The sequence below is a fragment of the Roseateles sp. PN1 genome, from assembly GCF_038419725.1.
Taxonomy (GTDB): domain Bacteria; phylum Pseudomonadota; class Gammaproteobacteria; order Burkholderiales; family Burkholderiaceae_C; genus Paucibacter_A.
Genome location: NZ_JBCARA010000001.1, coordinates 464,173 through 485,883, shown reverse-complemented (window position 1 = coordinate 485,883; position 21,711 = coordinate 464,173). Strand labels below are relative to the sequence as shown.

General features: G+C 64.5%; 19 protein-coding genes. 10 read left to right on the top strand and 9 right to left on the bottom strand.

The annotated features are described in order from the left end of the window. Window positions 1–89 precede the first annotated feature (89 nt). From AABB87_RS01870 to AABB87_RS01860, 3 genes are all read left to right on the top strand, one after another. Window positions 90–2,414, top strand: coding sequence for an NADP-dependent malic enzyme (locus AABB87_RS01870; RefSeq protein WP_058721069.1), 2,325 nt, complete (start codon window positions 90–92; stop codon window positions 2,412–2,414). Between the two features lie 318 nt (window positions 2,415–2,732). Then, window positions 2,733–3,083: a ribonuclease gene (locus AABB87_RS01865; RefSeq protein WP_341969675.1), complete on the top strand. Its 351-nt coding sequence runs from the start codon at window positions 2,733–2,735 to the stop codon at window positions 3,081–3,083. Window positions 3,084–3,155: 72 nt separating this feature from the next. Then, window positions 3,156–3,551, top strand: coding sequence for a barstar family protein (locus AABB87_RS01860; RefSeq protein ID WP_058722401.1), 396 nt, complete (start codon window positions 3,156–3,158; stop codon window positions 3,549–3,551). A gap of 253 nt (window positions 3,552–3,804) precedes the next feature. Here the strand turns inward: AABB87_RS01860 and rsmA are convergent, their stop codons facing one another. From rsmA to AABB87_RS01845, 3 genes are read right to left on the bottom strand one after another with little or no spacing between them, the layout of a single operon-like run. Further along, the gene (gene rsmA / locus AABB87_RS01855; RefSeq protein WP_341969440.1) at window positions 3,805–4,572 is read right to left on the bottom strand and encodes a 16S rRNA (adenine(1518)-N(6)/adenine(1519)-N(6))-dimethyltransferase RsmA; all 768 of its coding nucleotides are present in this window, start codon (window positions 4,570–4,572) and stop codon (window positions 3,805–3,807) included. Continuing rightward, entirely contained in the window at window positions 4,572–5,891 is a 1,320-nt protein-coding gene (locus AABB87_RS01850) for a peptidylprolyl isomerase (protein WP_341969439.1), read from the bottom strand. The genes rsmA and AABB87_RS01850 overlap by 1 nt, the downstream gene beginning before the upstream one ends. 1 nt (window position 5,892) lies before the next feature. Next, a complete protein-coding gene (locus AABB87_RS01845; protein ID WP_341969437.1) occupies window positions 5,893–8,286 on the bottom strand; it encodes an LPS-assembly protein LptD in 2,394 nt (797 codons plus the stop codon). Between the two features lie 243 nt (window positions 8,287–8,529). On the opposite strand from AABB87_RS01845, the gene AABB87_RS01840 reads away from it, so the two are divergent. Beyond that, a complete protein-coding gene (locus tag AABB87_RS01840) occupies window positions 8,530–9,591 on the top strand; it encodes an aminoglycoside phosphotransferase family protein (protein WP_341969436.1) in 1,062 nt (353 codons plus the stop codon). A 145-nt stretch (window positions 9,592–9,736) separates the two neighbouring features. Here the strand turns inward: AABB87_RS01840 and AABB87_RS01835 are convergent, their stop codons facing one another. Together AABB87_RS01835 and AABB87_RS01830 are read right to left on the bottom strand one after the other, a co-directional pair. Further along, a complete protein-coding gene (locus tag AABB87_RS01835; protein WP_341969434.1) occupies window positions 9,737–11,218 on the bottom strand; it encodes a M20 family metallopeptidase in 1,482 nt (493 codons plus the stop codon). 62 nt (window positions 11,219–11,280) lie between these two features. Beyond that, window positions 11,281–12,150, bottom strand: coding sequence for an alpha/beta hydrolase (locus AABB87_RS01830; protein ID WP_341969432.1), 870 nt, complete (start codon window positions 12,148–12,150; stop codon window positions 11,281–11,283). Between the two features lie 171 nt (window positions 12,151–12,321). Here AABB87_RS01830 and AABB87_RS01825 point away from each other — a divergent pair, with 171 nt between their 5' ends. The 5 genes from AABB87_RS01825 to AABB87_RS01805 all read left to right on the top strand — a co-directional run bounded on the left by AABB87_RS01825 (window position 12,322) and on the right by AABB87_RS01805 (window position 18,090). Continuing rightward, window positions 12,322–13,155, top strand: coding sequence for an enoyl-CoA hydratase-related protein (locus AABB87_RS01825; RefSeq protein ID WP_341969431.1), 834 nt, complete (start codon window positions 12,322–12,324; stop codon window positions 13,153–13,155). A 40-nt stretch (window positions 13,156–13,195) separates the two neighbouring features. Further along, entirely contained in the window at window positions 13,196–14,524 is a 1,329-nt protein-coding gene (locus AABB87_RS01820; RefSeq protein ID WP_341969430.1) for a hypothetical protein, read from the top strand. Window positions 14,525–14,568: 44 nt separating this feature from the next. Next, complete coding sequence (locus tag AABB87_RS01815) at window positions 14,569–16,401, top strand: MORN repeat-containing protein (protein WP_341969428.1); 1,833 nt, start codon at window positions 14,569–14,571, stop codon at window positions 16,399–16,401. Between the two features lie 89 nt (window positions 16,402–16,490). Then, window positions 16,491–17,393, top strand: coding sequence for a glutathione-dependent disulfide-bond oxidoreductase (gene yghU, locus AABB87_RS01810; protein ID WP_341969427.1), 903 nt, complete (start codon window positions 16,491–16,493; stop codon window positions 17,391–17,393). A 61-nt stretch (window positions 17,394–17,454) separates the two neighbouring features. Continuing rightward, window positions 17,455–18,090, top strand: coding sequence for a glutathione S-transferase family protein (locus tag AABB87_RS01805; protein WP_341969426.1), 636 nt, complete (start codon window positions 17,455–17,457; stop codon window positions 18,088–18,090). A 44-nt stretch (window positions 18,091–18,134) separates the two neighbouring features. On the opposite strand, the gene AABB87_RS01800 is transcribed toward AABB87_RS01805, so the two are convergent. Beyond that, window positions 18,135–18,554 carry a carboxymuconolactone decarboxylase family protein gene (locus AABB87_RS01800; RefSeq protein WP_341969424.1) on the bottom strand — a complete coding sequence of 140 codons (420 nt, stop codon included), beginning with the start codon at window positions 18,552–18,554 and terminating at the stop codon, window positions 18,135–18,137. Between the two features lie 149 nt (window positions 18,555–18,703). Continuing rightward, window positions 18,704–19,039 (bottom strand): hypothetical protein, encoded by a 336-nt coding sequence (locus AABB87_RS01795; protein ID WP_341969423.1) that lies wholly within the window; start codon window positions 19,037–19,039, stop codon window positions 18,704–18,706. Window positions 19,040–19,203: 164 nt separating this feature from the next. Here AABB87_RS01795 and AABB87_RS01790 point away from each other — a divergent pair, with 164 nt between their 5' ends. Then, on the top strand, window positions 19,204–20,172 hold the full coding sequence (locus AABB87_RS01790) for a succinylglutamate desuccinylase/aspartoacylase domain-containing protein (RefSeq protein ID WP_341969422.1): 969 nt from the start codon (window positions 19,204–19,206) through the stop codon (window positions 20,170–20,172). Between the two features lie 17 nt (window positions 20,173–20,189). Here the strand turns inward: AABB87_RS01790 and AABB87_RS01785 are convergent, their stop codons facing one another. Then, complete coding sequence (locus AABB87_RS01785) at window positions 20,190–21,050, bottom strand: substrate-binding periplasmic protein (protein ID WP_341969421.1); 861 nt, start codon at window positions 21,048–21,050, stop codon at window positions 20,190–20,192. A 206-nt stretch (window positions 21,051–21,256) separates the two neighbouring features. After that, window positions 21,257–21,625, bottom strand: a complete 369-nt coding sequence (locus AABB87_RS01780) for a VOC family protein (RefSeq protein WP_341969419.1) — start codon at window positions 21,623–21,625, stop codon at window positions 21,257–21,259. Window positions 21,626–21,711 lie beyond the last annotated feature (86 nt).

Genomic DNA, 21,711 nt, shown 5'->3' with positions numbered 1-21,711 from the left:
CGCGTACGGCTGGCGCCCGAGTTCGGCGGACACTCAAATCTTGCCTCCTACAATCGCCGACCCCTCTTGCCTTGTTTCGGGAACCCAACATGATCTCCTCCTCCGAAGAAAAAAAAGCTCAGTTGCGCCAAGCCGCCTTGGAGTATCACGAGTTCCCGACGCCAGGCAAGATCGCCATCGCCGCCACCAAGCAGTTGGTCAATCAGCGCGATCTGGCCCTGGCCTATTCGCCCGGCGTGGCGTTCGCCTGTGAAGAAATCGTGGCCGACCCGGCCAATGCCTTCCGCTACACCTCGCGCGGCAATTTGGTCGCCGTGGTCACCAACGGCACCGCCGTGCTGGGCCTGGGCAATATCGGCCCACTGGCATCCAAGCCGGTGATGGAAGGCAAGGGCGTGCTGTTCAAGAAGTTCGCCGGCATCGATGTGTTCGACCTGGAAATCGCCGAGAACGATCTCGACAAGCTGGTCGATGTGATCGCTTCGCTGGAGCCCACCTTCGGCGGTATCAACCTCGAAGACATCAAGGCGCCGGACTGCTTCTACGTCGAGCGCAAGCTGCGCGAGCGCATGAATATCCCGGTCTTCCACGACGACCAACATGGCACGGCCATCGTCGTGGGCGCCGCGTTTTTGAACGGCATCAAGGTGCTGGGCAAGGACATCAAGCAGGTCAAGCTGGTGACCTCGGGCGCGGGCGCTGCGGCCCTGGCCTGCCTGGGGCTGCTGGTCAAACTGGGCCTGCCGCGCGAGAACATCTGGGTCACCGATCTGGCGGGCTTGGTCTACGAAGGCCGGGTGGAGCTGATGGATCCGGACAAGGCCGCCTTCGCACAAAAGACCGAGCAGCGCACGCTCAGCGAAGCGATTGACGGCGCCGACATTTTCCTGGGCTTGTCCGCTGGCGGCGTGCTCAAACCCGAGATGGTGGCCAAAATGGCCGCGCGGCCGATGATCTTCGCGCTGGCCAATCCCACGCCCGAGATCTCGCCCGAAGAAGTGCAGAAGGTGCGCAGCGACGCCGTCATCGCGACCGGCCGCACTGACTACCCGAACCAGGTCAACAACGTCCTGTGCTTCCCCTACATCTTCCGCGGCGCGCTGGATTGCGGCGCCACCACCATCACCGATGAGATGGAAATCGCCGCGGTGCACGCGATTGCGGAACTGGCGCAAGCCGAACAGAGCGAGGTGGTCGCCGCCGCCTACGCTGGCGCCACACTGAGCTTCGGCCCCGAGTACCTGATCCCCAAGCCCTTCGACCCGCGCCTGATGATGAAGATCGCGCCGGCCGTGGCGCGCGCCGCGCAAGAGTCCGGCGTGGCCTCGCGCCCGATCACCGACATGGCGGCCTATGTGGAAAAGCTGCAGAGCTTTGTCTACGCCTCGGGCACGACCATGAAGCCGATCTTCAACGTGGCCAAGCGTGCGCTGAACAAGCGCGTTGCCTACGCCGAGGGTGAAGAAGAGCGCGTGCTGCGCGCCGTGCAAGTGGTGGTGGACGAAGGCCTGGCACGGCCCACGCTGATTGGCCGCCCGGCCGTCATCGCCCAGCGCTGCGAACGCTTCGGCCTGCGCCTGCAAGAGGGGCGCGACTACGATGTGGTCAACGTCGAGAACGACCATCGCTACCGCGACTTCTGGCAGACCTATCACCAGATGACCGAGCGCAAGGGCGTGACGGTGCAGGTCGCCAAGATCGAAATGCGCCGCCGCCTAACCCTGATCGGCGCCATGCTGCTGCACAAGGGCGAAGTGGACGGCATGTTGTGCGGCACCTGGGGCACCACCGCCAATCACCTGCACTACATCGATCAAGTCATCGGCAAGCATGTGGGCGGCAGCCCCAGCACGCCGCAGGATGTGCCGGTCTATGCCTGCATGAACGGTCTGATGCTGCCGGGCCGCCAGGTCTTCCTGGTCGACACCCATGTCAATTACGACCCCACGGCCGAGCAGTTGGCCGAGATCACCGTGATGGCGGCAGAGGAAATGCTGCGATTCGGCGTCCAGCCCAAGGCGGCCCTGCTCTCGCACTCCAACTTCGGCACCACCGACCACCCCAGCGCGCTGAAAATGCGCCGCACCCTGGCGCTGCTGCGCGAGCAGGCACCTTGGCTGGAAGTGGACGGCGAGATGCACGGCGACGTGGCCCTGGACGGCGCCAGCCGCAGCAAGATCATGCCCAGCTCCACCCTTCACGGTGAAGCCAATTTGCTGGTCCTGCCCAATATTGACGCCGCCAATATCTCCTACAACCTGCTCAAAACAGCGGCCGGCGGCGGCATCGCCATTGGCCCGGTGCTGCTGGGTGCCGCCAAGCCGGTGCATGTGTTGACGCCTTCGGCCACCGTGCGCCGCATCGTCAACATGACCGCGCTGACCGTGGCAGACGCCAACGCCTTGCGGACCTGAAGCAGCGATGCACTGGCCGGTCAGGCACCAAGCCAGTGCATGAATTTGCCTTGCTTCCGAGTATTTACAAAAGTTTGTAAGGGCTAACAGGAGCCGCGCCACGGCCGATGGCGTAGGCTAGCTCGGCCGCTCGTCGATTGTGTGCGCACACTTACATGCCAGATAGTCCGCACGGGTTGATGCGCCGCCGCTTGAGGTTTTCCGGTGGTTTAGATACCATTATGCTTTCAGGAACAGGGTAAACCCGTGTCTTTGCTCTCTCGGCCTCCCTCGCGGGCCATTTGGATCCAGTCAGCTTTGGCCACTTTTGTTGTGGCGATGGCAGCGGTTGGCGTCCAAGTGCAAGCCAAGGAGAACAGGGAATCGGTCGCCACACCGGCAACGGTGAGCCTATCGGCACTGCCTCGCGAAGCTCAATCCACATACCGACTCGTTCTTGCCGGAGGGCCTTTCCCCTACGACAAAGACGGTACGGTTTTTGGCAATCGTGAACGCTTGCTGCCGCGCAAAGCTAGAGGCTACTACCACGAGTACACAGTCACCACGCCGGGTGCCCGCAATCGCGGCGCTAGGCGTTTGGTCTGCGGAGGTAAACCCCCGACAACTCCTGATGTTTGTTATTACTCCGGTGATCACTACGCCAGCTTCAGCCGCATCGAGCACCAATGATGGCCGTGAAGCCGAGCGCAGTCAGCATTCGAAGACCATAAAGTTCTGTGACTATATAGGAGGATCGTGACCATGCTATTGCAGACCGTCCGTCCCAATATCGTGCAGGCCATAAGGGCCTACCGCGTAGAGGACTTGATGCAGGCAGCACAAGATGCTGGCCAGCATTTTCTGTATGCCAATTTGACCGAGGCACAGTCCAAGCAGGACGTGCTGGAAGCGATTGCCCAGGCATTCCTCTTTCCGGCCCACTTTGGCAAAAATCTGGATGCGCTCCACGATTGCATGACCGATCTGGTTCACAAGTCCGGCGCCCAGCCTGGCTTTGTGGTGGTGCTGGAGCAATTGCCCGACAACATCAAGTTCGACCGCGAAGCGCGCGAGCAATTGCTCGATGTCTTCCGTGAGGCCGCCGACTATTGGGGTGACCGCAAAGTTCAGTTCAGGTGCTTCTATTCTTTTCAGTAGCCCGCTCACAAGACAATGCGTCTTGGGAGCGGGCTACCGAAGAAGCCGCAGCTGCACCGGTCAAGCCAGCAGCAAAAAATTCCAAAGCGGCAGCCAATGCCAATTTCGGAATGAATATGCCCATGATGAGCAGCGCCTTTGACACTGCCATGTGGCTCAACGCCGCCTGATCTGAGTTTTCAGACTTGCTCAGGCAACAAAAAGGGACCGCGAGGTCCCTTTTTTATTGCTCGCTGTGAACGTGGCCCGTAGGTTAAGCCGCGCTCAAGGCCTGGGCCAAGGCCACATATTCCGCCACGGGCACCTCTTCGGCGCGACGCTGCAGATCGAAATGCCCACTGAAGCCACGCGCCGTCAGCCACACGCCCAGGCTGTGACGCAACAGCTTGCGGCGCTGCGAGAAAGCCGCCGCCACCATTTCGCCCAGCAACTTCACATCGAGTTCCGGCGGCTTGGCAAAAGGCTGCATGCGCACAATGGCCGACATCACCCGTGGCGGTGGATCAAAGGCCTCGGGCGGCACATCAAACACCGACTCGATGGCATAGCGCCACTGCAGCATCACCGTCAGGCGGCCATAGTCTTTGCAGCCGGGTGAGGCGGCCATGCGGTCCACCACCTCTTTTTGAAGCATGAAATGCTGGTCCACTACATGGTCCACAAAGCCCAGCAAATGGAACAGGATCGGCGTGGAGATGTTGTAGGGCAGATTGCCCACCACGCGCAGCTTCTGACCCTTGGCGGCAGCCAGCGCGGCGAAGTCCACCTTCAGCACATCGCTTTCGATGACGTCTAGGTTTTCGCGCTTGCGCAGCTTGGCGGCCAGATCACGGTCCAATTCGATGACGCTGAAGGACGGCATGCGGTTCAGCAGCGGGAGGGTCATGGCGCCCAAGCCGGGGCCAATTTCCACCAGCGCTTCGCCGGCCTGCGGGTCGATGGCGTCGCAGATCGATTCGATGATGTGCACATCGGTCAAAAAGTGCTGACCGAAGCGCTTACGGGCAATATGCGCGGCCATCAGTCTTGCCACTCACGCAGTTCAACAAAGGCGCGGGCGCGCAAATCCTTCACCCACTCTTGATAAGCCTCGTCGTACTTCTTCTCGCGAATGGCACCACGGGCTTGCTCGCGCAGCGCCTTGGTCTCAATCTCGGTATTGCGGCGCTCCAGCACCTGAATCAAGTGCACGCCAAAGCGCGATGGGATGGGGGCGGAAATGCCACCCAGGGGCAAGGCGTCCATGGCCTGCTCGAACTCAGGCACGAAGGCGCCGGGCGACATCCAACCCAGATCGCCACCTTCGGGCGCGCTGCCGTCCTCGGAATTCTCACGCGCCACCTTCTCGAAGGTAGTGGCGCCGGACTCAATCGCCCGTTTGAACTCGGCCAAGCGGCGCGCAGCCACTTCGGCGGTCAGCTGGGCCGAGGGGCGCAGCAAGACATGGCGCGAATGGGTTTGCACCACCGTGGTCAGTGAACCGCCCTTGCGCTCCACAACCTTCAGCACATGGAAGCCCGCACCGGTGCGCAAGAGCTGGGGCGCGAGTTGGCCGCTGCTCAGGCCTTTGACGGCCTCCACAAACACGTCCGGCAGACGGCTGGCTGTGCGCAGGCCGATCTCGCCGCCCTTGTCCTTGTTGGCGTCCTCGGAGAGTTCCTTGGCCACCACGCCAAAGTCTTCGCCGGCCTTGATGCGCGCCAAAGCGCTTTCAGCACGCGCCTTGCGCTCGGCCACCACAGACTCGGCGGCGCCGTCAGGCACGCTGACAAGGACTTGCGCCAGATTGATCTGGTCCGCCTGGCTGAGCTTCTCGCGCTTTTCGTCCAGGTATTTGTCGATGTCGCCGTCGGTGATGCGGATGCGACCTTGCACCTCGCGTTCACGCACCCGCTCGGTCATGAGCTGGTCGCGCATGTTCTCGCGGAAGGTGCGGTAGTCCATGCCGTCTTGCTTGAGCCGCTCTTTGAGCTGATCCATGCTCAGCTTGTTCTGCGCCGCCACGTTGGCGACCACACGGTCGAGTTCGGCCTCGTCGACCTTGGCGCCGCCTTCACGCGCATAGGTCACCAGCACGCGATCCTCGATCAGGGCTTCCATGGCCTGCTTGTGCAGCAAGGTGCTGTCGGGCATGGCCTCGCCCTTTTGGCGGGCCTCTTGGCGCAGCCGCTCGGTGCGTTGCACCACCTCGCTGGCGGCCACCACGTCCTGGTTCACCACGGCGGCAATGTAGTCCCCTGGCTGCAGATCAGACGCTTTGCGTTGGGCATGCGCGGGCGAGCTGGCCGCCAGGGTCAGCACAAATGCGGCCGCAGCAAGGGTCAGGGAACGATGAGACATGTCAGTCATAGGAGGCTTGTTGGCTTGCCGAGCGAGAGCCGCTCAGCGATCGGTAACCAGGGATATTGTCCCTCAAGACATTGAGCGCATTGGAGCCCAGCTGGGACAGGCCCACCAGCTCCATTTGCAGCATCAAACGTGTGCTTGCTTCACTCAGGCCGGTGGACTGCCGCTCGGCCCCGATACGCAAAATCCAGCAGCCGGCGTCGTACTCCAGGCCCAGCACCGAATCGGTCAGGCGCCGGTCACTCAGGCTGTACTGAATCCGCCCGGCGCTATACCAAGCCCCCGAGCAAGTACCACCGCCACTACGCTTGGCGGCCAAGCGTTCGTCATGACCGTATAACGGCCATTGCCAAGCCAGTTCCAACTGCTCGCTCTGGCCGCGCGCCAGGCGGTAGGCCGTGCTGACGGTGCGAAAAGGGCCGGGCGAATAACGCGCCCGCACGACGGTGCGCACCGAGCGGCCCGCCTCGGGGTTGAATTGCACCTGGCCGTCGGCCCACCATTGCTCGGTGACGTGGGCGCTGGCCAGCAAAAGCAGATCAGACAGGCGCTGATTCGCCGGCGTGCCGTCGGGCGTGATGCGCTGATCGCTGAACAAGAAGCGTTGCACCGCACCCAAGCGCAGAATTTCCTCGCCCTGGCCCGACTCAATCCAGCGGCTGGACAGGCCCAGGGTCAGCTGGTTGGCGTCATTGACGCGGTCGACGCCGGAGAACTGGTTCTCGGTGTAGATCGAGTCGAAATTGAAATCCTTGGGGGCCGAATCGAAATTGGGCAGGTTGCTCTGCGCGCGATAAGGCGTTTTGACGTAGAGCAGTCGCGGCTCCAGGGTTTGCAGCGTGGGGCGACCGAACAAGCTGCTGTCCCGCTCCAACACCCAGCCATGGTCTAGGCTGAAGCTGGGAATGCTGCGGCCCATGGACCGGCGCCCGTCTTGCAAGGGCTGATCCAGCGAATACTTCGCGGCATTCAGCGCCAAGCGCGGAATCAACCACCAAGCCGCGCCACCCATGGGCGCGCTGACATGGGCCAGGGCATGCGCACGCTGGCCGGTGTAGAGCAAGCCGGCGGCCTGATTCTTCAACTGAGTCGGGCTCAGCTGACCATCGGGCGGCAGGTCGAAGCGGTTGTATTCCAGCTCCACCGCGCCCTCCAGTCGGGCGCGCCGCACCCAGGGCACAAAGCCATCCAAGACCGCATCGTCGGCAGCGGTGTTCAGACGCAGCCCCACCTGGGGCGAGCGCTGATAGGGCGAATCGATATTGGCCAGCGGATCCGTGCCCTGCAGAATTTGCCAACGCTGTACCCGCGCATAGGCATTGGCCTCACCCCAGGGCAAGGCATGGCCGCGCGCCAATTGCACATCGTTGAGCAGCAGGCGCTGGGTGGGGCTCTGCATGCGTTTGGGCAGGTCCTTCCAGTAATCGTCGTCCGACACCCGCTCGGCCCGCACGCGGTAGCGCCAGTCCATCGCCAGTTCGCCGTCTTGCGCCAGATTCAGCGCCCAGCGGCTGCTGTGGGTAGAACGATCATTGGGCAGCAGCGCCCAGTTGACTTGGCCGCGATGCTCGGGCTCCAGATAGCGGAATTCGGAGTCCAGCCCGGCACCCCGCCGCGTCATCATGAAGGGCGTTAGAGTCGCATCGCGTTGAGGGGCGATATTCCAGTAGTAGGGCACGCCCAGCTCCAGGCCGCTGCGGCTATCGAAGCTGATATTGGGCGGCAACCAGCCCGATTTGCGGGCCAGGCCCAGCGGGAAGCTCAGCGAGGGCGCGCCGAGAATGGGCACACCGTAAAAGCGCAGCACGGCGCCGGTGGCCACACCCTCGTTGGCGTCGAAGTCCATGGCCAGCTTGTCGGCGGTGATCTGCCAGTCCTGCTGCGGCTTGTCTTCGGTGATGGGGCAGCTGCTGTAGCTGCCGTTGACGGCAGTCAAATGCTTGGCGTCACTGAAGCTGACGCTGTCGGCGCGGCCGCTGCCGCCGGTCAGGGCGAAGAAATAGCTGGGGCTGAGGAATTCACCCTCGAAGCGATTGACGTAGAGCTTGAGCTCAGGCCCGCGAAACAGCGTGCCGCCTTTGCTGACCTCGACCGCGCCGCTGGCATGCGCCAAATCATCCACCTGGCCATAGCTGAGCTTTTGCGAGCGCAGCAGCAATTCACCATAGCGCAACTCCACATCGCCCTCGGCCTGCGAGCTTTGATCCACCTGGGTGCTGAGCTTGTTGGCGCTGATGACCAAGGCCGGCTTGTCGTCCGCCCCGGGCTTGCCGATTTTTTTGGACGGCCGCAAGCGCGGGCCTTGCTCGGGCGCCACGGGCTGGGCAGCCGCCGCGTCGGCCAGCAGCAGGCTGCCCACGGCCGCAAGCACGCTCAGGCTGGCAAGCACCCGCGGGCGAGGCCGACGAACAAGTTCGGTGGCAAGAACAGAAGAGGGAGCGATGATGGGGCGCGGCACAGCGGGGGCAGGCGACTTCTCGGTTTGGTAGGGCAGGCAGCCAAAACGCTGGCATGGCCAACGCAGATGGACCCGGTGCCGAGCGCAGGGCTCACGGTTTGTAAAATCCATTATCCATGAGGCCGTCAAAGGCCGCATCCTCGCCAGTCCTCCCTCAAGAAGAACAGCAAAAATATGACGCCTATAGCCTGGCCCAGCCCACAACGCCAACAAGATTTCCAAGCCTGGCTGCTCGCCCTGCCAGCACGCTTTGAGCTGCTGCCCGACACGGTGCAAGAAGCCAATGCCGACGCCAGCAGCCGCCGCTATCTGCGCGTGCAGGCCAGCCATGGCGCCAGCTATATCGTGATGGACGCGCCGCCCGAGAGCAATGACTCGCGGCCCTTTGTCGCGGTGGCCGCCCAGATGAAGGCCTGTGGCCTGCACGTGCCGGAGATCTTTGCGGTGGATGAAGCCAAGGGCTTTTTGCTGCTCAGCGATCTGGGCACCCTGCCCTATCTGCAGGCCTTGCTGGCCACGCAGGCCGAGGGCAATCACGCCGAGGCCAATCGCCTGATGCGCGATGCCACCCAGGCCTTGCTGGCCTGGCAGCAAAAAGGCGTGGCCAAGAGCTTGCCCCCCTACGACGAAGCCTTTGTGCGCCGCGAGTTGCACATCTTCAAAGAATGGTGCGTGGAGCGCGAATTCGGCCGGCAATGGAGCGAGACCCAGCTGAAATGGTGGGCGCATAGCTGCCAGGTGCTGGTGGACAACATCGCCGGCCAAGCCCTGGTGCCCATGCACCGCGACTTCATGGTGCGCAATCTGATGGTCTGCCCGCCCGAATCGGGCAACCCCGGTGTGCTGGACTTCCAAGACGCCGTCTTGGGCCCGATCAGCTACGACATGGCCTCCCTGCTGCGCGACGCCTTCATCTCCTGGGAGGAAGAGCAGGAACTCGACTGGGCCATCCGTTACTGGGAACAAGCCCGCAAGGCCGGCCTGCCCGTCAACGAAGACTTTGGCGCCTTCTGGCAACAGCTGGAATGGACCGGCCTGCAGCGCCACCTGAAGATTCTGGGCATCTTCTGCCGCCTCAAGCATCGCGACCATCGCCCCGCCTACGTCGCCGACCTGCCGCGCCTGTTTGCCTACGCCATCAAGGTCTCGACCCGTTATGTGCAGCTGTCACCGCTGACGCATCTGCTGCAGGACTTGCAGGGCACCTTGGTGGAAACGGGCTTCACCTTGCGCTGAGCTTAAGCCCCTCGCCCAGTCTCGCCTCGCTGAACGCGGGCGAGCCCGGTCGGTCCCACTGGGGGGACGAGGCCGTTGGCGGCATTGAGCCGCAAACGGCCTCAGACGGGCCGGCTTGGGACGGCCCGTCTGAGGCCCGCAATTTTCAAGGATGCGCGGCCATGATCTGCGCCACTGCCGCCGTCAGGCGCTTGCCGTAGGGCACATGCAGGAACTCGTTAGGGCCGTGGGCATTGCTCTTGGGGCCCAACACACCGCAGACCACCATCTGCGCGGCCGGGAAGCCCTTTTGCAACATGCTCATCAAGGGAATCGTGCCGCCCTGGCCGATATAGCCCACCGGCGCGCCGAAATGCGCCAGGCTGGCGTCATTGACCGCTTGGCTGAGCCAGGCAGACAGATCGGGCGTGTTCCAGCCCGTGGCGCCGTAAGCGCCGGCGCGGCCATCGGGCACAAAAGTGACCTTGGCGTTATAGGGCGCGTTGTCTTCTAGCAAGGCCTTCAGGCGCAGCGCGGCTTCGTTGCCGTCGATCAAGGGTGGCAGGCGCAGCGACAGCTTGAAGGCGGTGAAGGGGCGCAGCACATTGCCGGCGCTCTTCATCTCAGGGAAGCCGTCCACGCCGGTCACCGACAAAGTGGGGCGCCAGGTGCGATTCAGCAGCACCTCCACCGGCTGGTCGGTCATGGGCAGCACCGGGCCGCCGTCGCCGCCGCAGGCCCAGGGCAGGCGCTTATAGACCTCGTCCTTCAGAATCGCCGCCGTGGCTTGGGCTTGTTCGATGCGATTGCCGGGAATCTCGCAGTGGAAGCTCTCGGGCAAGAGGCGGCCGGTTTTGGAGTCTTCCAGGCGGTCCAGCACCTGACGCAAGATGCGGAAGCTTGAGGGCACCACGCCCGAGGCATCGCCCGAGTGAATGCCTTCGGTCAGCACCTCCACCTTCAGCACGCCACTGACCATGCCGCGCAAGCTGGTGGTGAGCCACAGCTGCTCGTAGTCACCCGCGCCGGAGTCCAGGCAAACCACCAGCGAGACTTCGCCCAGCTTGTCCTTCTTCAGCACCTCGATATAGGCAGGCAAGTCGTAAGAGCCGCTTTCCTCGCAGGTTTCGATCAGGCCGACGCAGCGCGGGCGCGGAATGCCTTGCTTGTCCAGCGCCATGATGGCGGTCAGCGAGGCGTAGATGGCATAGCCATCATCCGCGCCGCCGCGGCCATAGAGCTTGCCGTCCTCGTACTTGGGCGTCCAAGGGCCCAGGTCGCTGCGCCAGCCGCTGAACTCGGGCTGCTTGTCGAGGTGGCCGTAGAGCAGGATGGTGTCTGTGCTGTCCGCCTTGGTGGCGGGCACTTCGAAAAAGATCACCGGCGTGCGGCCGGGCAGGCGAATCACTTCCAGCTTGAGACCCGCCACTTTTTTGCTTTCGACCCAGGCAGCGGCATCGCGCAGCACTTTTTCGATATGGCCGTTGGCGGCCCAGTCGGCATCGAACATGGGGCTCTTGGCCGGGATGGCGATGTACTGGGTCAGGGCCGGGACGATCTCTTCGTCCCACACGCGGCCGGCGAATTCGCCCAGGGCCGTGGTCTGTTCAGCCTGCAGAGGCGGCAGGGCGGGGTGGCGTGCGTTCATGGTGGGGGTCCTCGCTGATGGCAAGTGGCCGGCCGGGGTGTGGCCAGCTTCAACCCCACATCTTAAAACTTCTGCGCCAACCAATCCCGCAGCTCGGCGAAGACCAATTCCTTCTCCGGCTCGTTGAAGATCTCATGCGCCAAGGCCTCAAAGCAATGCGCACGTAGCAATGCGGCCGGCGCGGCCTCAGCGAATTCGGCGCTGCCCGAGGGCGCCACGCAGCGGTCGCTGCCGGCCCACAAGAGCAGCGTCGGCACGGCCCAGGTTTCGGCATGCTGGCGCACCATTTCGCCGGCTTCCACAATCATGTTCGCCAGACTGGGGCTGATGCGGTCATGCACCAGCGGGTCATCCACATAGGCTTGGACCACCGCCACGTCGCGTGAAATCCAGTTCGTCTTCAAGCCATTGCCAACAGCCAGGTGCGGCGCCAGGCTGACGCCCAGCGCCAGCTGCAAGCGCTTGAACCAATTCATGCCCGGGTCCAGCGCCGGGCTGCTCAGCACCAGGCCGTCCACCGGTCGAAACCAGGCCGGCAAGTCCCCGGCACTGCTGGCGGCCAAACCACCCGCCACAAAGCGCGCAGCCACCAGCCCGCCCATGCTGTGGCCCAGCAGAATCTGCGTGCCCGCCCCCAGCAGCGGGTCGGCGCGCAACTCGTCCATCACCAGGGCCAGGTCTTGCAACAGGCGCTCAGGCGTAGGCACGTCGCCGCGCGCACCACCCGAGGCGCCGTGGCCGCGCTGGTCATAGCCCACCACATGCCAGCCCCAGGCATTCAGATGCTCCGCCACTTCCTCGTAGCGGCCAATATGCTCACCCAGGCCATGCACGATCAAGACGGTGCCGCGCGCCGGCCCTTGGTCGGGCTGATTACTACTCCATTGCCGCCAGTGCAAGGGCAGGCCGTCATCGGTTTTGAGGGTTCGCATGCGGGCGAGTGTAGACAGTGGCCGCCCCCCCGCAAGCAAGGGCTTGCCCGCAGAAACGACCCGGCGCTGTCACCAACTTGTCGCCGATAAATGGCGAATGTGAATAACACTCACGCAATTGCCGGGTAGGCTTGGCAAGACCCATCACAAAAAAACACCCTGGAGCCCCAAGTGAACGACTTTTTCAGCCTCAGCAGCGACGACCAGGCGATTGCCCATCTGCAACTCAATCGCCCCGAACGCCTCAACACCATGGCGCCGGACTTCTTCCCCGCCCTGCGTGACGCGGTGCGCGCGCTGGATGCGGCCGGCAAGACCCGGGCGTTGGTGATTTCGTCCACCGGCAAGCATTTCAGCGCCGGCATGGCGCTGGAGACCTTTGGCTCGCAAGACAGCATGCTGGACACCGGCTCCGCCCGCGCCCGGCTTGGCTTCCAAACCATGTTGCGTGAGCTGATGGCCTGCTTCAGCGCGCTGGACGAAGCGCGCTTCCCGGTGCTGTGCGCCGTGCAGGGCGGCTGCATCGGCGGCGCCCTGGATCTGGCTGCCGCTTGCGATATGCGTTATGCCACGGCCGACGCGTTCTTCAGCGTGCAAGAAATTCAGATCGGCATGACGGCTGATTTGGGCGTGCTGCAGCGCCTGCAGGGCATCATGCCCGCCGGCCTGGCGCGCGAGATGGCCTATACCGGCGAACGCCTGGGCGCCGAACGCGCCCTGGCCGCCGGCCTGGTCAATGCCGTGCTGCCCGATGCCGAGGCCTTGCTGGCCCATGTGATGGGTGTGGCGCGCCAGATCGCCGGCAAGTCGCCGCTGGCCATGGCCGGCAGCAAGCTGGCGCTCAACTACGCGCGTGACCACGGCGTGGCCGCCTCGCTGCAACAGATGAGCTTGCTGCAAAGCGCCATCTTCGATGTGGAAGAAATGGGCCGCGCCATCATGGCCTGGAAGCTCAAGAAGCCGGGGGAATTTAAACCACTGGCACCCGCGCTGCCGCAGGATTGAGCCCCATACACTGTGCGGCTTGTCGACTGCCGCCCGCGCCATGAGATCGCTTTTCGTCCTGTTGTTGAGCCTGCTGCTGGCCGCTTGTGCCGGCCCGAAATACACGGTCGATGACGGCCGCAAGGTCAATGAGACCCTGCTGTCCAACATCCGCGCCTACGGCACGGGCGAGCAAGCCATTCGCCCGGCCATTGCACGCAGCGCCGCCTTGCGCGACCCGGAGTGCGACAAGCAGTGGGAGCTGCCCTTTGCCGTGGCCACCGCCTACGGCTGGGCCGAGACCGACCGGGTGGCCTGGGTGCGCGGCCTGGGGGTGGATGAGCGATTGACCGTGGTGGCCACAGCGCCCGGCTCGCCGCTGACCCTGGGCGACAAGCTGCTGGCCGTGCGCGGCCAAAAAGACAATGACAGCGAACGCCTGCTGGCCACCCTGGCCGAGGCCCGCGACACCGGCAAGCCCTTTGCGCTGAGCCTGAGCAACGGCAAAACGCTCACCGTCACGCCCTTCGAGGTCTGCCGCGGCTACACCCGCCTGGCCCCACCCAACACGCCGGAGATGCAGGACTACCACTGGCTGTTGAGCCTGCACGCCCTGGAGATCACCCGCGCCAATCTGACCGAAGACGAGGCCCTGTGGACGGTGCTGTGGACGCAAGGCCTGTCGGAAGAAGGCGGCGCGCGCATGAAGACCTATCACTACGGCTCGCAAATCGTCGGCACGCTCTATAACCTGGCCACCCTGGCTACGGGCCTGCGCGGTGCGGCGCTGGCAGCGGAAGCAGCCATCAACGCGGCCAAGAATGCCGCCAGCACGGTGGCCAGCGAAGTCGTCAAGCAGCAAATCATCGAGCAAGGCAAAGCCCTGGCCGCCCAGCGCATCCGCGACGGCCTGAGCGAAGCCGCGCAACAGCTCACCAAGCAGCAGGTGATCAATGCCATGCAGGCCGTGGCCTCCAACCGCTCCAGCCTGTGGGGCGTAGCGCGGGTCGGCGCCACCGTGTTTGACCGCGCCGATCAATGGGCGTTTGAGCATGCGCTGAAGCTGGGCGCCAACCCGCTGGCCGGCTTCACCCTGCACCAAAAACTGATCGAGCGCAGCTTGGTCAGCAACGGCCTGGCCTTCGACGCCGAGCGCCTGGCCGCCATCAACAAGATCGCCGAGGCCAAAGGCCTGGGCTACGAGGTGCAAGCGATCCTGCGCGGCATCAAACCCGATGAGCTGATGCTGGCGATGGACAGCATGCCGCTGGCCTCCGCGCCGGAAGCCTTCGCTTACGAAAATGTCAACGACCCCGGCAGCGGCCGCTATGCCCGCGGCCTGATCAACGCCATGCTGGACATTCCGATGGAGTCGGACGCGCGCAAATGATGATGAAAGTGACGATGAAGAAGATGTCCCAGCGGATCCCGTTGATGAGCAGTCGAGTGGTTTGTGTCGCCGGCCTGGCCTGGCTCTTGAGTGGGGGCGCCAACGCGCAAAGCGCCGCGCCTTTGCCGGAAGTGGCGACGGCCAGCGCCAATGCGCCGGCTGCGGCGGAGGCCGCGACTCCAGCAGCATCGGCCGCCTCTGCAGCCACGGGCGCGCCCAGCATCGTCAGCTGCTCGATGTTGACGGCCAAGGCCATGTCGGCCGATTTGCGCGCAGCCCTGGCCCGATCCACCAATAAAGACCTCGACAGCCAAGCCAAGCTGCTGGTCGAAGCGATCGCGCTGTGGACCCAGGGCCTGGAAGGCTGCGAGGGCCGCGCCCGCGATCGCGCCCAGCGCAATTTGGCCGACAACCAAAAGCAGCTCGCCAGCGTGGCCGAGCGCCAGGCCGCCGGCTCGCAATGTGAGCTGTCGCACCAAGACGGCAATGCCCTGCAAGAACTGGCTCGCCAGGCCTTTGGCGAACGCCGCTGGGCCGACGCTGCCAACCTCTATGCCAAGGCTGAGACCATGTGGGACTTGGCGGCCGAACATTGCACCGGCACCCAGCAGCAGCTGGCCGCCAAGAAGCGCGAGCAAGCCGAGACCGATGCCCACAATGCCGAGCATTGCGCGCCCCTGTTTGACCGCGCTCGCGACAGCACGCAAAAGTTCCGCAATGCCGCCGCTGGCCTGAACCCGCCGGAGCGCCAGCAACAGTCTCAAGTGGCCGAAACCCTGTGGCGCCAAGCCGTGGCCCAGTGCAAGGGCAGCGCGCAGGAATTGGCCGGCAACAATGCCCAGGCTTTGGCGCGTGAACGCGGCACGCCGTGGGTGAGCACAGCGCCAGCGCCGGTCGCAGCGGCGGCGGCAACGCCCGCGCCGAAAGCTGCGGCCTCGGTGGCCTCTACGGCCTCTACGGCCTCAGCGGGCAAGGCAGTCGCAACTGCTGCAGTACCCGCGCCAGCCCCCGCCTCGCCCGTGCTGAGCGGCGCTGCGGCAGTGACGCTTGCCGCCACCACCGCCCTCACCTCGCCACCTTCGCCATCAGCACCCGCCGGCCCGGCAGCAAGCACCAGCAAGACCATGCCGGCGGCCGCCGAGACCGCGCCGGAGATGGACATCCGCAGCGGCGACACCCGCTACCTCGGCCGCTTCGTGCGCGAGACCGGCCAGGTCGTCAGCGGCACCGGCCGGGTGGAATGGTCCAACGGCGATGTCTACATCGGCCCGCTGATTCGCAGCGTGCGCCAGGGCCGGGGCGAGTTCATCTGGGCCAGCGGCCAGCGCTATGTGGGCGATTGGCTGGACGACAAGCCCACCGGCAAGGGGCAGATGCGCTTTGCCAACGGCAACCAGTGGGATGGCCCGGTGATCGACGGCGTGCCTGACGGCGAAGGCCAGCTGGTGTTCGCCAATGGCGACAGCTACAAGGGTCAGGTCAGCCGCGGCATCCCCCATGGGCGCGGCCTGTTCCGCTGGACCAATGGCCAGGTGTTTGACGGCGACTGGGTGAATGAGCAGCCTCAGGGCAAGGGCGTGCTGCGCTTTGCCAACGGCAACCGCTACGAAGGCGCGGTGTCGGCCGGCCAACCGCATGGCAAGGGCGTGCTGGTGCATGCGTCGGGCGACCGCTACGAAGGTGACTTCAAGCAGGGAAAACCGCACGGCCAAGGCAGCTATGCATGGAAGTCGGGCGAACGTTTCGCGGGCGCCTGGGTCGAGGGCCTCAAACACGGCCAAGGCATTTACTACTGGGCCAACGGCGACCGCTGGGAAGGCGAGTTCAAGAACGACGAAACCGTGGATGACAAGGGCACGATCATCCGCAAAGAGTAGTCGCCAGACCTGAAGCCCCGCCAGCCCCCGGCCTTTGCCCAAGCTGCTAGCGTGCACGCATAGACCCACACCGAATCGGAGCAAATGGAATGAACGACGAGCAGAAGCAGCAAGCCCAACAAACCGCCACCTACACCCCACCCAAGGTCTGGACCTGGGACAAAGACAATGGCGGCAAGTTCGCCAGCATCAACCGGCCCATCGCCGGCGCCACGCATGACAAGGCGCTGCCCGTCGGCCGCCACCCTTTGCAGCTGCATTCGATGGCCACACCCAACGGCGTCAAGGTGACGGTGATGCTGGAAGAGTTGCTGGAACTGGGCCACAGCGGCGCCGAGTACGACGCCTGGCCGATCAATATCAGCGCCGGCGAGCAATTCGGCAGCGGCTTCGTCGCCATCAACCCTAACTCCAAGATTCCAGCGCTGGTGGACCGCAGCGGGTCGCAGCCGGTGCGGGTGTTTGAGTCGGGCGCGATCCTGCAATACCTGGCCGAGAAATTCGGCGGTGCCTTTCTTCCCGCTGAGGGCGCGGCGCGGGCCGAATGTCTCTCGTGGTTGTTCTGGCAAATGGGCAGCGCGCCCTTTCTGGGCGGTGGCTTTGGCCACTTCTTCGCCTACGCGCCAGAGAAATTCGAGTACCCGATCAACCGCTACGCCATGGAGGTCAAGCGCCAGCTCGATGTGCTGGACCGCCACCTGGCGGAGAACGCCTATCTGGCCGGCGCGCAATACACCATCGCAGACATGGCCGTTTGGCCCTGGTATGGCGCCTTGGTCAAAGGCCAGCTTTACGAAGCAGGCGAGTTCCTGCAAGTGCAGGACTATCGCCATGTGATCCGCTGGGCAGACGAGATCGCCGCGCGGCCAGCGGTGCAGCGCGGCCGCAAGGTCAACCGCTTTTGGGGCGAGCCATCCAGCCAGTTGCACGAGCGCCATGAGGCCTCGGACTTCGACACCAAAACGCAGGACAAGCTGGCGACGCCGGGCTGAGTCCGCAGCTCCGCCACCCGCCCCTCCCTCCACGCCCCACTTCAGCAGCAAGGCCACACCGATGAGCATCACCCTCTACGACTGCGCCACCGCCCCAAGCCCGCGCCGCGCCCGGATTCTGTTGGCCGAAAAAGGCATTTCCCATGCCACCGTGCAAGTGGATCTGCGCCAGGGCGAGCAACTCAGCGAGGCCTACCGCCGCATCAATCCGCAATGCACCGTGCCGGCCCTGATCACCGAGGACGGCCTGCTGCTGAGCGATAACGCGGCCATCACGGCCTACCTCGAAGCCGCCTACCCCGAGCCCCCCTTGCTGGGCCGCAGCCCGTCGGAGAAGGCCGAGATTGCCAGCTGGCAGTGGCGCATCGAATTCGAGGGCCTGATGGCGATTGCCGAGGCCTTGCGCAATAGCGCCCCCGCCATGGCCGGGCGTGCCCTGCCGGGGCCGGTGGGCTATGCGCAGATCCCGGAACTGGCGCAGCGTGGCTTGCTGCGGGTGCAGCAGTTTTTCGACACGCTCAACGAACGCCTGGCTGGCCGCGACTTCATCGCCAGCGAGCGCTTCAGCGTTGCCGACATCACGGCCGTGGTGGCGGTGGACTTTGCGCGCATCGTCAAGCTCAAGCCCGGCGAAGCGCATCCGCATTTGCTGCGCTGGCGCGCCGCGATGGCAGAGCGGCCAGCCATGGCGCTGTAGCCGCGGCGCGCACTGACGCGGCCTGAAGAAGACTTAAGGGCCGCTCAGACGGCTGGCGGCTGAGTGGGTGCGGGCATTGGCGCAGGCGTTGAGGCCACGGCCTGCACCACCTCCGCCGCGCTGCGGAAGGCTTCTACGGCCATGGGCACACCGCAGTAAATGGTGGCGTGCAGCAGCACTTCCTGAATCTCCTGCACCGTGGCGCCGTTGTTGAGGGCGCCGCGCACATGGCCTTTGAGCTCATGTTGGCGGCCCAGCGCCGTCAGCATGGCAACCGTGACCAGGCTGCGCGTCTTCAAGTCCAGGCCCGGCCGCAGCCAGGTTTCGCCCCAGGCATTGCGGGTGATGTGCTGTTGCAGCGGGGCGGTGAAGTCGGTCTGCGCGGCAAAGGCGGCCGCCACAAAGTCCTCACCCATCACCTGCTTGCGCATGGCAAGCCCTTGCTCGAATTGCGCGTCACTCATGCTGTGCTCCCCCAAAAAGCATCAAGCATAGTGGGCGCGAAAAAAACTAAAGGCCGCGCCCGGCGAACTCATGAATGAAGTCGGGTGCGGCCTTCGATTTGGCCAAGGGGTACCGGCAAATTCGCCAGCGCCCTTTGCTACAGCGCTTTTTACTTGGCTTCGGACGGCTTGGCGCTCGGGCGGCCAGCAGCCGTCGGGTAAGCCGACATCACGCGCACCGGGTCAGCCTTGTCCAGATAGGCGGCGTACTGCGGCTCGCTGCAAGCCAGCTTCTTGCCCGCTTGGCGCTCACCCTTGAAATCGCCCTTGTAGTAGACGAAGTGGTACTCATTGCCTTGTGCCGGCGCGGCACCCAGCTTGCTGTTGCTGGCGGCGGCGCATTCCGAACGCAAGGCCAGCTCTTCAGCAGCGGCGGAAGTGGCTGCCTGGGCCAGCGATGTCAAGCCAGCGGAAAGCAGCAATGCGATGAGCAGTTTGTTTTTCATGTTTGGACCTTGATGAAGAAGTTGCGCGTGACGGAAAGATGACACCGGCGTAGCTTAAAACCAGTCGGGCGGCTGCGCCACCCGCAATTGCAGGGGCGGCGCACTGGGTCGAAGTCTTGCGCCGCAGCAAAGCCTTGGGCCAGTAGCCGGTTCACAATCAGCCCATGAACGCCGCCCCTGCCCTGATGCTTCGCCCGCCCGATATCCAGCCCTACCGCCATAGCGCCAGTGGCACGGACTATGTGCATGTGCTGGACTCCGGCCTGCCCGGCCCCACCGTGATGGTGCAAGCCCTCACCCACGGCAACGAGCTGTGCGGCGCGATTGCGCTGGACTGGTTGTTCAAGCAAGGCATGGGGCGCAGCGTCCAGCCGCTGATGGGCAAACTGATTCTCAGCTTCGCCAATGTGGCGGCCTTCGAGCGTTTCGACGAGCAAGACCCCAATGCCTCGCGTTGCATCGACGAAGACCTGAACCGGGTCTGGGCCGATGAGGTCTTGTTCGGCCCGGGCGACTCACTGGAGCTGCGGCGTGCGCGCCAGTTGCAGCCTTTTGTGGACAGCGCCGACCTGCTGTTCGACATCCATTCGATGCAAGACGCTTGCCGGCCGCTGATGGTGTGCGGCCTGCTGGACAAGGGCGCCGCCTTCGCCCGCCAGCTGGGCATGCCCGGCGATTTGCTGATCGACACCGGCCACCCCTCCGGCCTGCGCATGCGTGATCGCGGGGGTTTTGGCGACCCCAACAGCCCCAAGAATGCCCTGCTGATCGAATGCGGCCAGCACTGGGAAGCCTCCTCCGTGGATGTGGCCATCGACGGCCTGCTGCGCTTTTTGCGCCTGACCGGCATGGTGCCGCCAGCCTGGGCCGAACAGCGCCTGCGCCTGGCCCTGCCCGAGCGCCAGCAGCTGATTCGCGTCAACGAGGCGGTGACGGCGCTGAGCCCCGACTTCCACTTCCTCTTCCCGGTGCACGGGCTGGACGTGATTGCAGCCGCCGGCACAGCCTTCGCGCAAGACGGCGATACGGTCTTCCGCACCCAGCACGACAACACCGTGCTGGTCATGCCCAGCACCAAGCATGGCAAGCGCGGTAACACCATGGTGCGCCTGGGTCGTTTTGAGGAGGCCTAAAGCCGTGAGGTCGACGCTCAGTTGATCTGCACGTCTTGCCGCAAGACCTCCGCTGGGTAATAGCGTTGCAGCTGGCGCAGCAAGCTGCCGTCTTGGGCGGCGCGCTGCATGGCCTCGCGCAGGCGCTGGCGCTCCGTCGGGCTCAGGGTTTGGCGCGATAGATAGGCGCCCACCTCCGAGCGCGGCAAGCCCTGCAAGGGCGTGAATTGAAACTCCCGGCCGAAGGCGCCTCGGCTGTCGGGGGAAGCTTGCGCAGCAGCTGCCGGCAGGCTGCCATCGGGCGCCAAGGTCAGCGCGGAGTACAAAAGACTGGGCGGCAGAATGGTGAAGTCCACCCGGCCGCTTCGCAGCATCTGGCCGACGGTACGCAGGTCGTTGACGAAGTCGATGCGCTTGTCGGCCTGCAAGGCCTTGAGCAGGCCTTCATACTCATCGCCCCAGCTGTAGCTGCGCACCATGGCGCCGCGCCAAGACTTTTTGGCCAGCAAGGTGCCCACATCCCTGACCGAGGCCAGCTCACGCGCAGTGCCCAGCGTGATCAAGGTCGGCGTGAGTTTGAGCATGGGCACGAAGTCCGCGCGCGCTTCCCGCTCCGCGGTGCGCGAGGCGGGCACAAAGACGTCGGCCTCCTGCGTTTCGAAAAACATCAAGGTCACGCGTGCGCGCGGCACGACCGGGAACTGAAACTCGCAGCGCAGGCCGGCGCTCAACTGGCGCAGCAGCTCGGGGTAGACCCCCTCGACCCTGGCGCCTTCGTTCAGCACCAGCACATTGAAGCCGGTGGGCGCCACCGGCACGCGAATTGGCTTGGCGCAATCCGCAAACGCCGCAGCGCCAGCGGCCAACAGCAGGGCCCATCCCAGGCAGGACTGCCGCATGCACCGGACCCAAGCCCTGCTGCACTTCATCCCCAAAATCGTCCTGTCAACGGCCCTCTGCGTGGCCCTTGGCTTCCCTGCGTTGGATGCTGGGCTCAGATTAGCAGGAATGGCCGAACAGCGGGGTTCGCGACACCACCTGCTTGAGTGAATCGAAACGCCTGGAACGGGCGCGGCTGGCGCGCCTTGGCGAACCTGGGCTCAGCTCAACCCATGCAAAACACATTGAGCTTGTTGCCGTCGAGGTCGCGGAAATAACCGGCGTAAAAACCTTCGCCGCGCAGGCCCACCGCGCCTTCGTCCTGGCCGCCCAGGGCCAGGGCCTTGGCATGCACCGCGTCCACCTTGGCGCGGCTGTCCACCACCAGGGCAATCATCACGCCATTGCCCACCGTGGCGGGCTCCTTGTTGAAGGGCGTCATCACGCCGAAGCCGGGCTTGTCCATGCCCGTGCCCCAGGCATAGCCGCGGCCAAAGTCCATGATGCGCTTGATGCCCAAGACGCCGAACAGCTCGTCGTAGAAGGCGCTGGCGCGGGGCAGGTCATTGGTACCTAGCGTGGTGTAGCCGATCATGTGTGCCTCTTGAATGAGTGGGGTGATGAAGCATGCACCGCGCGCGCATCGCCTCATGTTGACGAGCGCTATTCAGGCCATGCGGT

Bases quoted from the DNA above. Each gene is read 5' to 3' on its own strand.
- AABB87_RS01870 (WP_058721069.1), top strand. From the start codon at position 90: ATGATCTCCTCCTCCGAAGAAAAAAAAGCTCAGTTGCGCCAAGCCGCC.
- AABB87_RS01865 (WP_341969675.1), top strand. From the start codon at position 2,733: ATGGCAGCGGTTGGCGTCCAAGTGCAAGCCAAGGAGAACAGGGAATCG.
- AABB87_RS01860 (WP_058722401.1), top strand. From the start codon at position 3,156: ATGCTATTGCAGACCGTCCGTCCCAATATCGTGCAGGCCATAAGGGCC.
- rsmA (WP_341969440.1), bottom strand. From the start codon at position 4,572: ATGGCCGCGCATATTGCCCGTAAGCGCTTCGGTCAGCACTTTTTGACC.
- AABB87_RS01850 (WP_341969439.1), bottom strand. From the start codon at position 5,891: ATGTCTCATCGTTCCCTGACCCTTGCTGCGGCCGCATTTGTGCTGACC.
- AABB87_RS01840 (WP_341969436.1), top strand. From the start codon at position 8,530: ATGACGCCTATAGCCTGGCCCAGCCCACAACGCCAACAAGATTTCCAA.
- AABB87_RS01835 (WP_341969434.1), bottom strand. From the start codon at position 11,218: ATGAACGCACGCCACCCCGCCCTGCCGCCTCTGCAGGCTGAACAGACC.
- AABB87_RS01830 (WP_341969432.1), bottom strand. From the start codon at position 12,150: ATGCGAACCCTCAAAACCGATGACGGCCTGCCCTTGCACTGGCGGCAA.
- AABB87_RS01820 (WP_341969430.1), top strand. From the start codon at position 13,196: ATGAGATCGCTTTTCGTCCTGTTGTTGAGCCTGCTGCTGGCCGCTTGT.
- AABB87_RS01815 (WP_341969428.1), top strand. From the start codon at position 14,569: ATGAGCAGTCGAGTGGTTTGTGTCGCCGGCCTGGCCTGGCTCTTGAGT.
- yghU (WP_341969427.1), top strand. From the start codon at position 16,491: ATGAACGACGAGCAGAAGCAGCAAGCCCAACAAACCGCCACCTACACC.
- AABB87_RS01805 (WP_341969426.1), top strand. From the start codon at position 17,455: ATGAGCATCACCCTCTACGACTGCGCCACCGCCCCAAGCCCGCGCCGC.
- AABB87_RS01800 (WP_341969424.1), bottom strand. From the start codon at position 18,554: ATGAGTGACGCGCAATTCGAGCAAGGGCTTGCCATGCGCAAGCAGGTG.
- AABB87_RS01795 (WP_341969423.1), bottom strand. From the start codon at position 19,039: ATGAAAAACAAACTGCTCATCGCATTGCTGCTTTCCGCTGGCTTGACA.
- AABB87_RS01790 (WP_341969422.1), top strand. From the start codon at position 19,204: ATGAACGCCGCCCCTGCCCTGATGCTTCGCCCGCCCGATATCCAGCCC.
- AABB87_RS01785 (WP_341969421.1), bottom strand. From the start codon at position 21,050: ATGCGGCAGTCCTGCCTGGGATGGGCCCTGCTGTTGGCCGCTGGCGCT.
- AABB87_RS01780 (WP_341969419.1), bottom strand. From the start codon at position 21,625: ATGATCGGCTACACCACGCTAGGTACCAATGACCTGCCCCGCGCCAGC.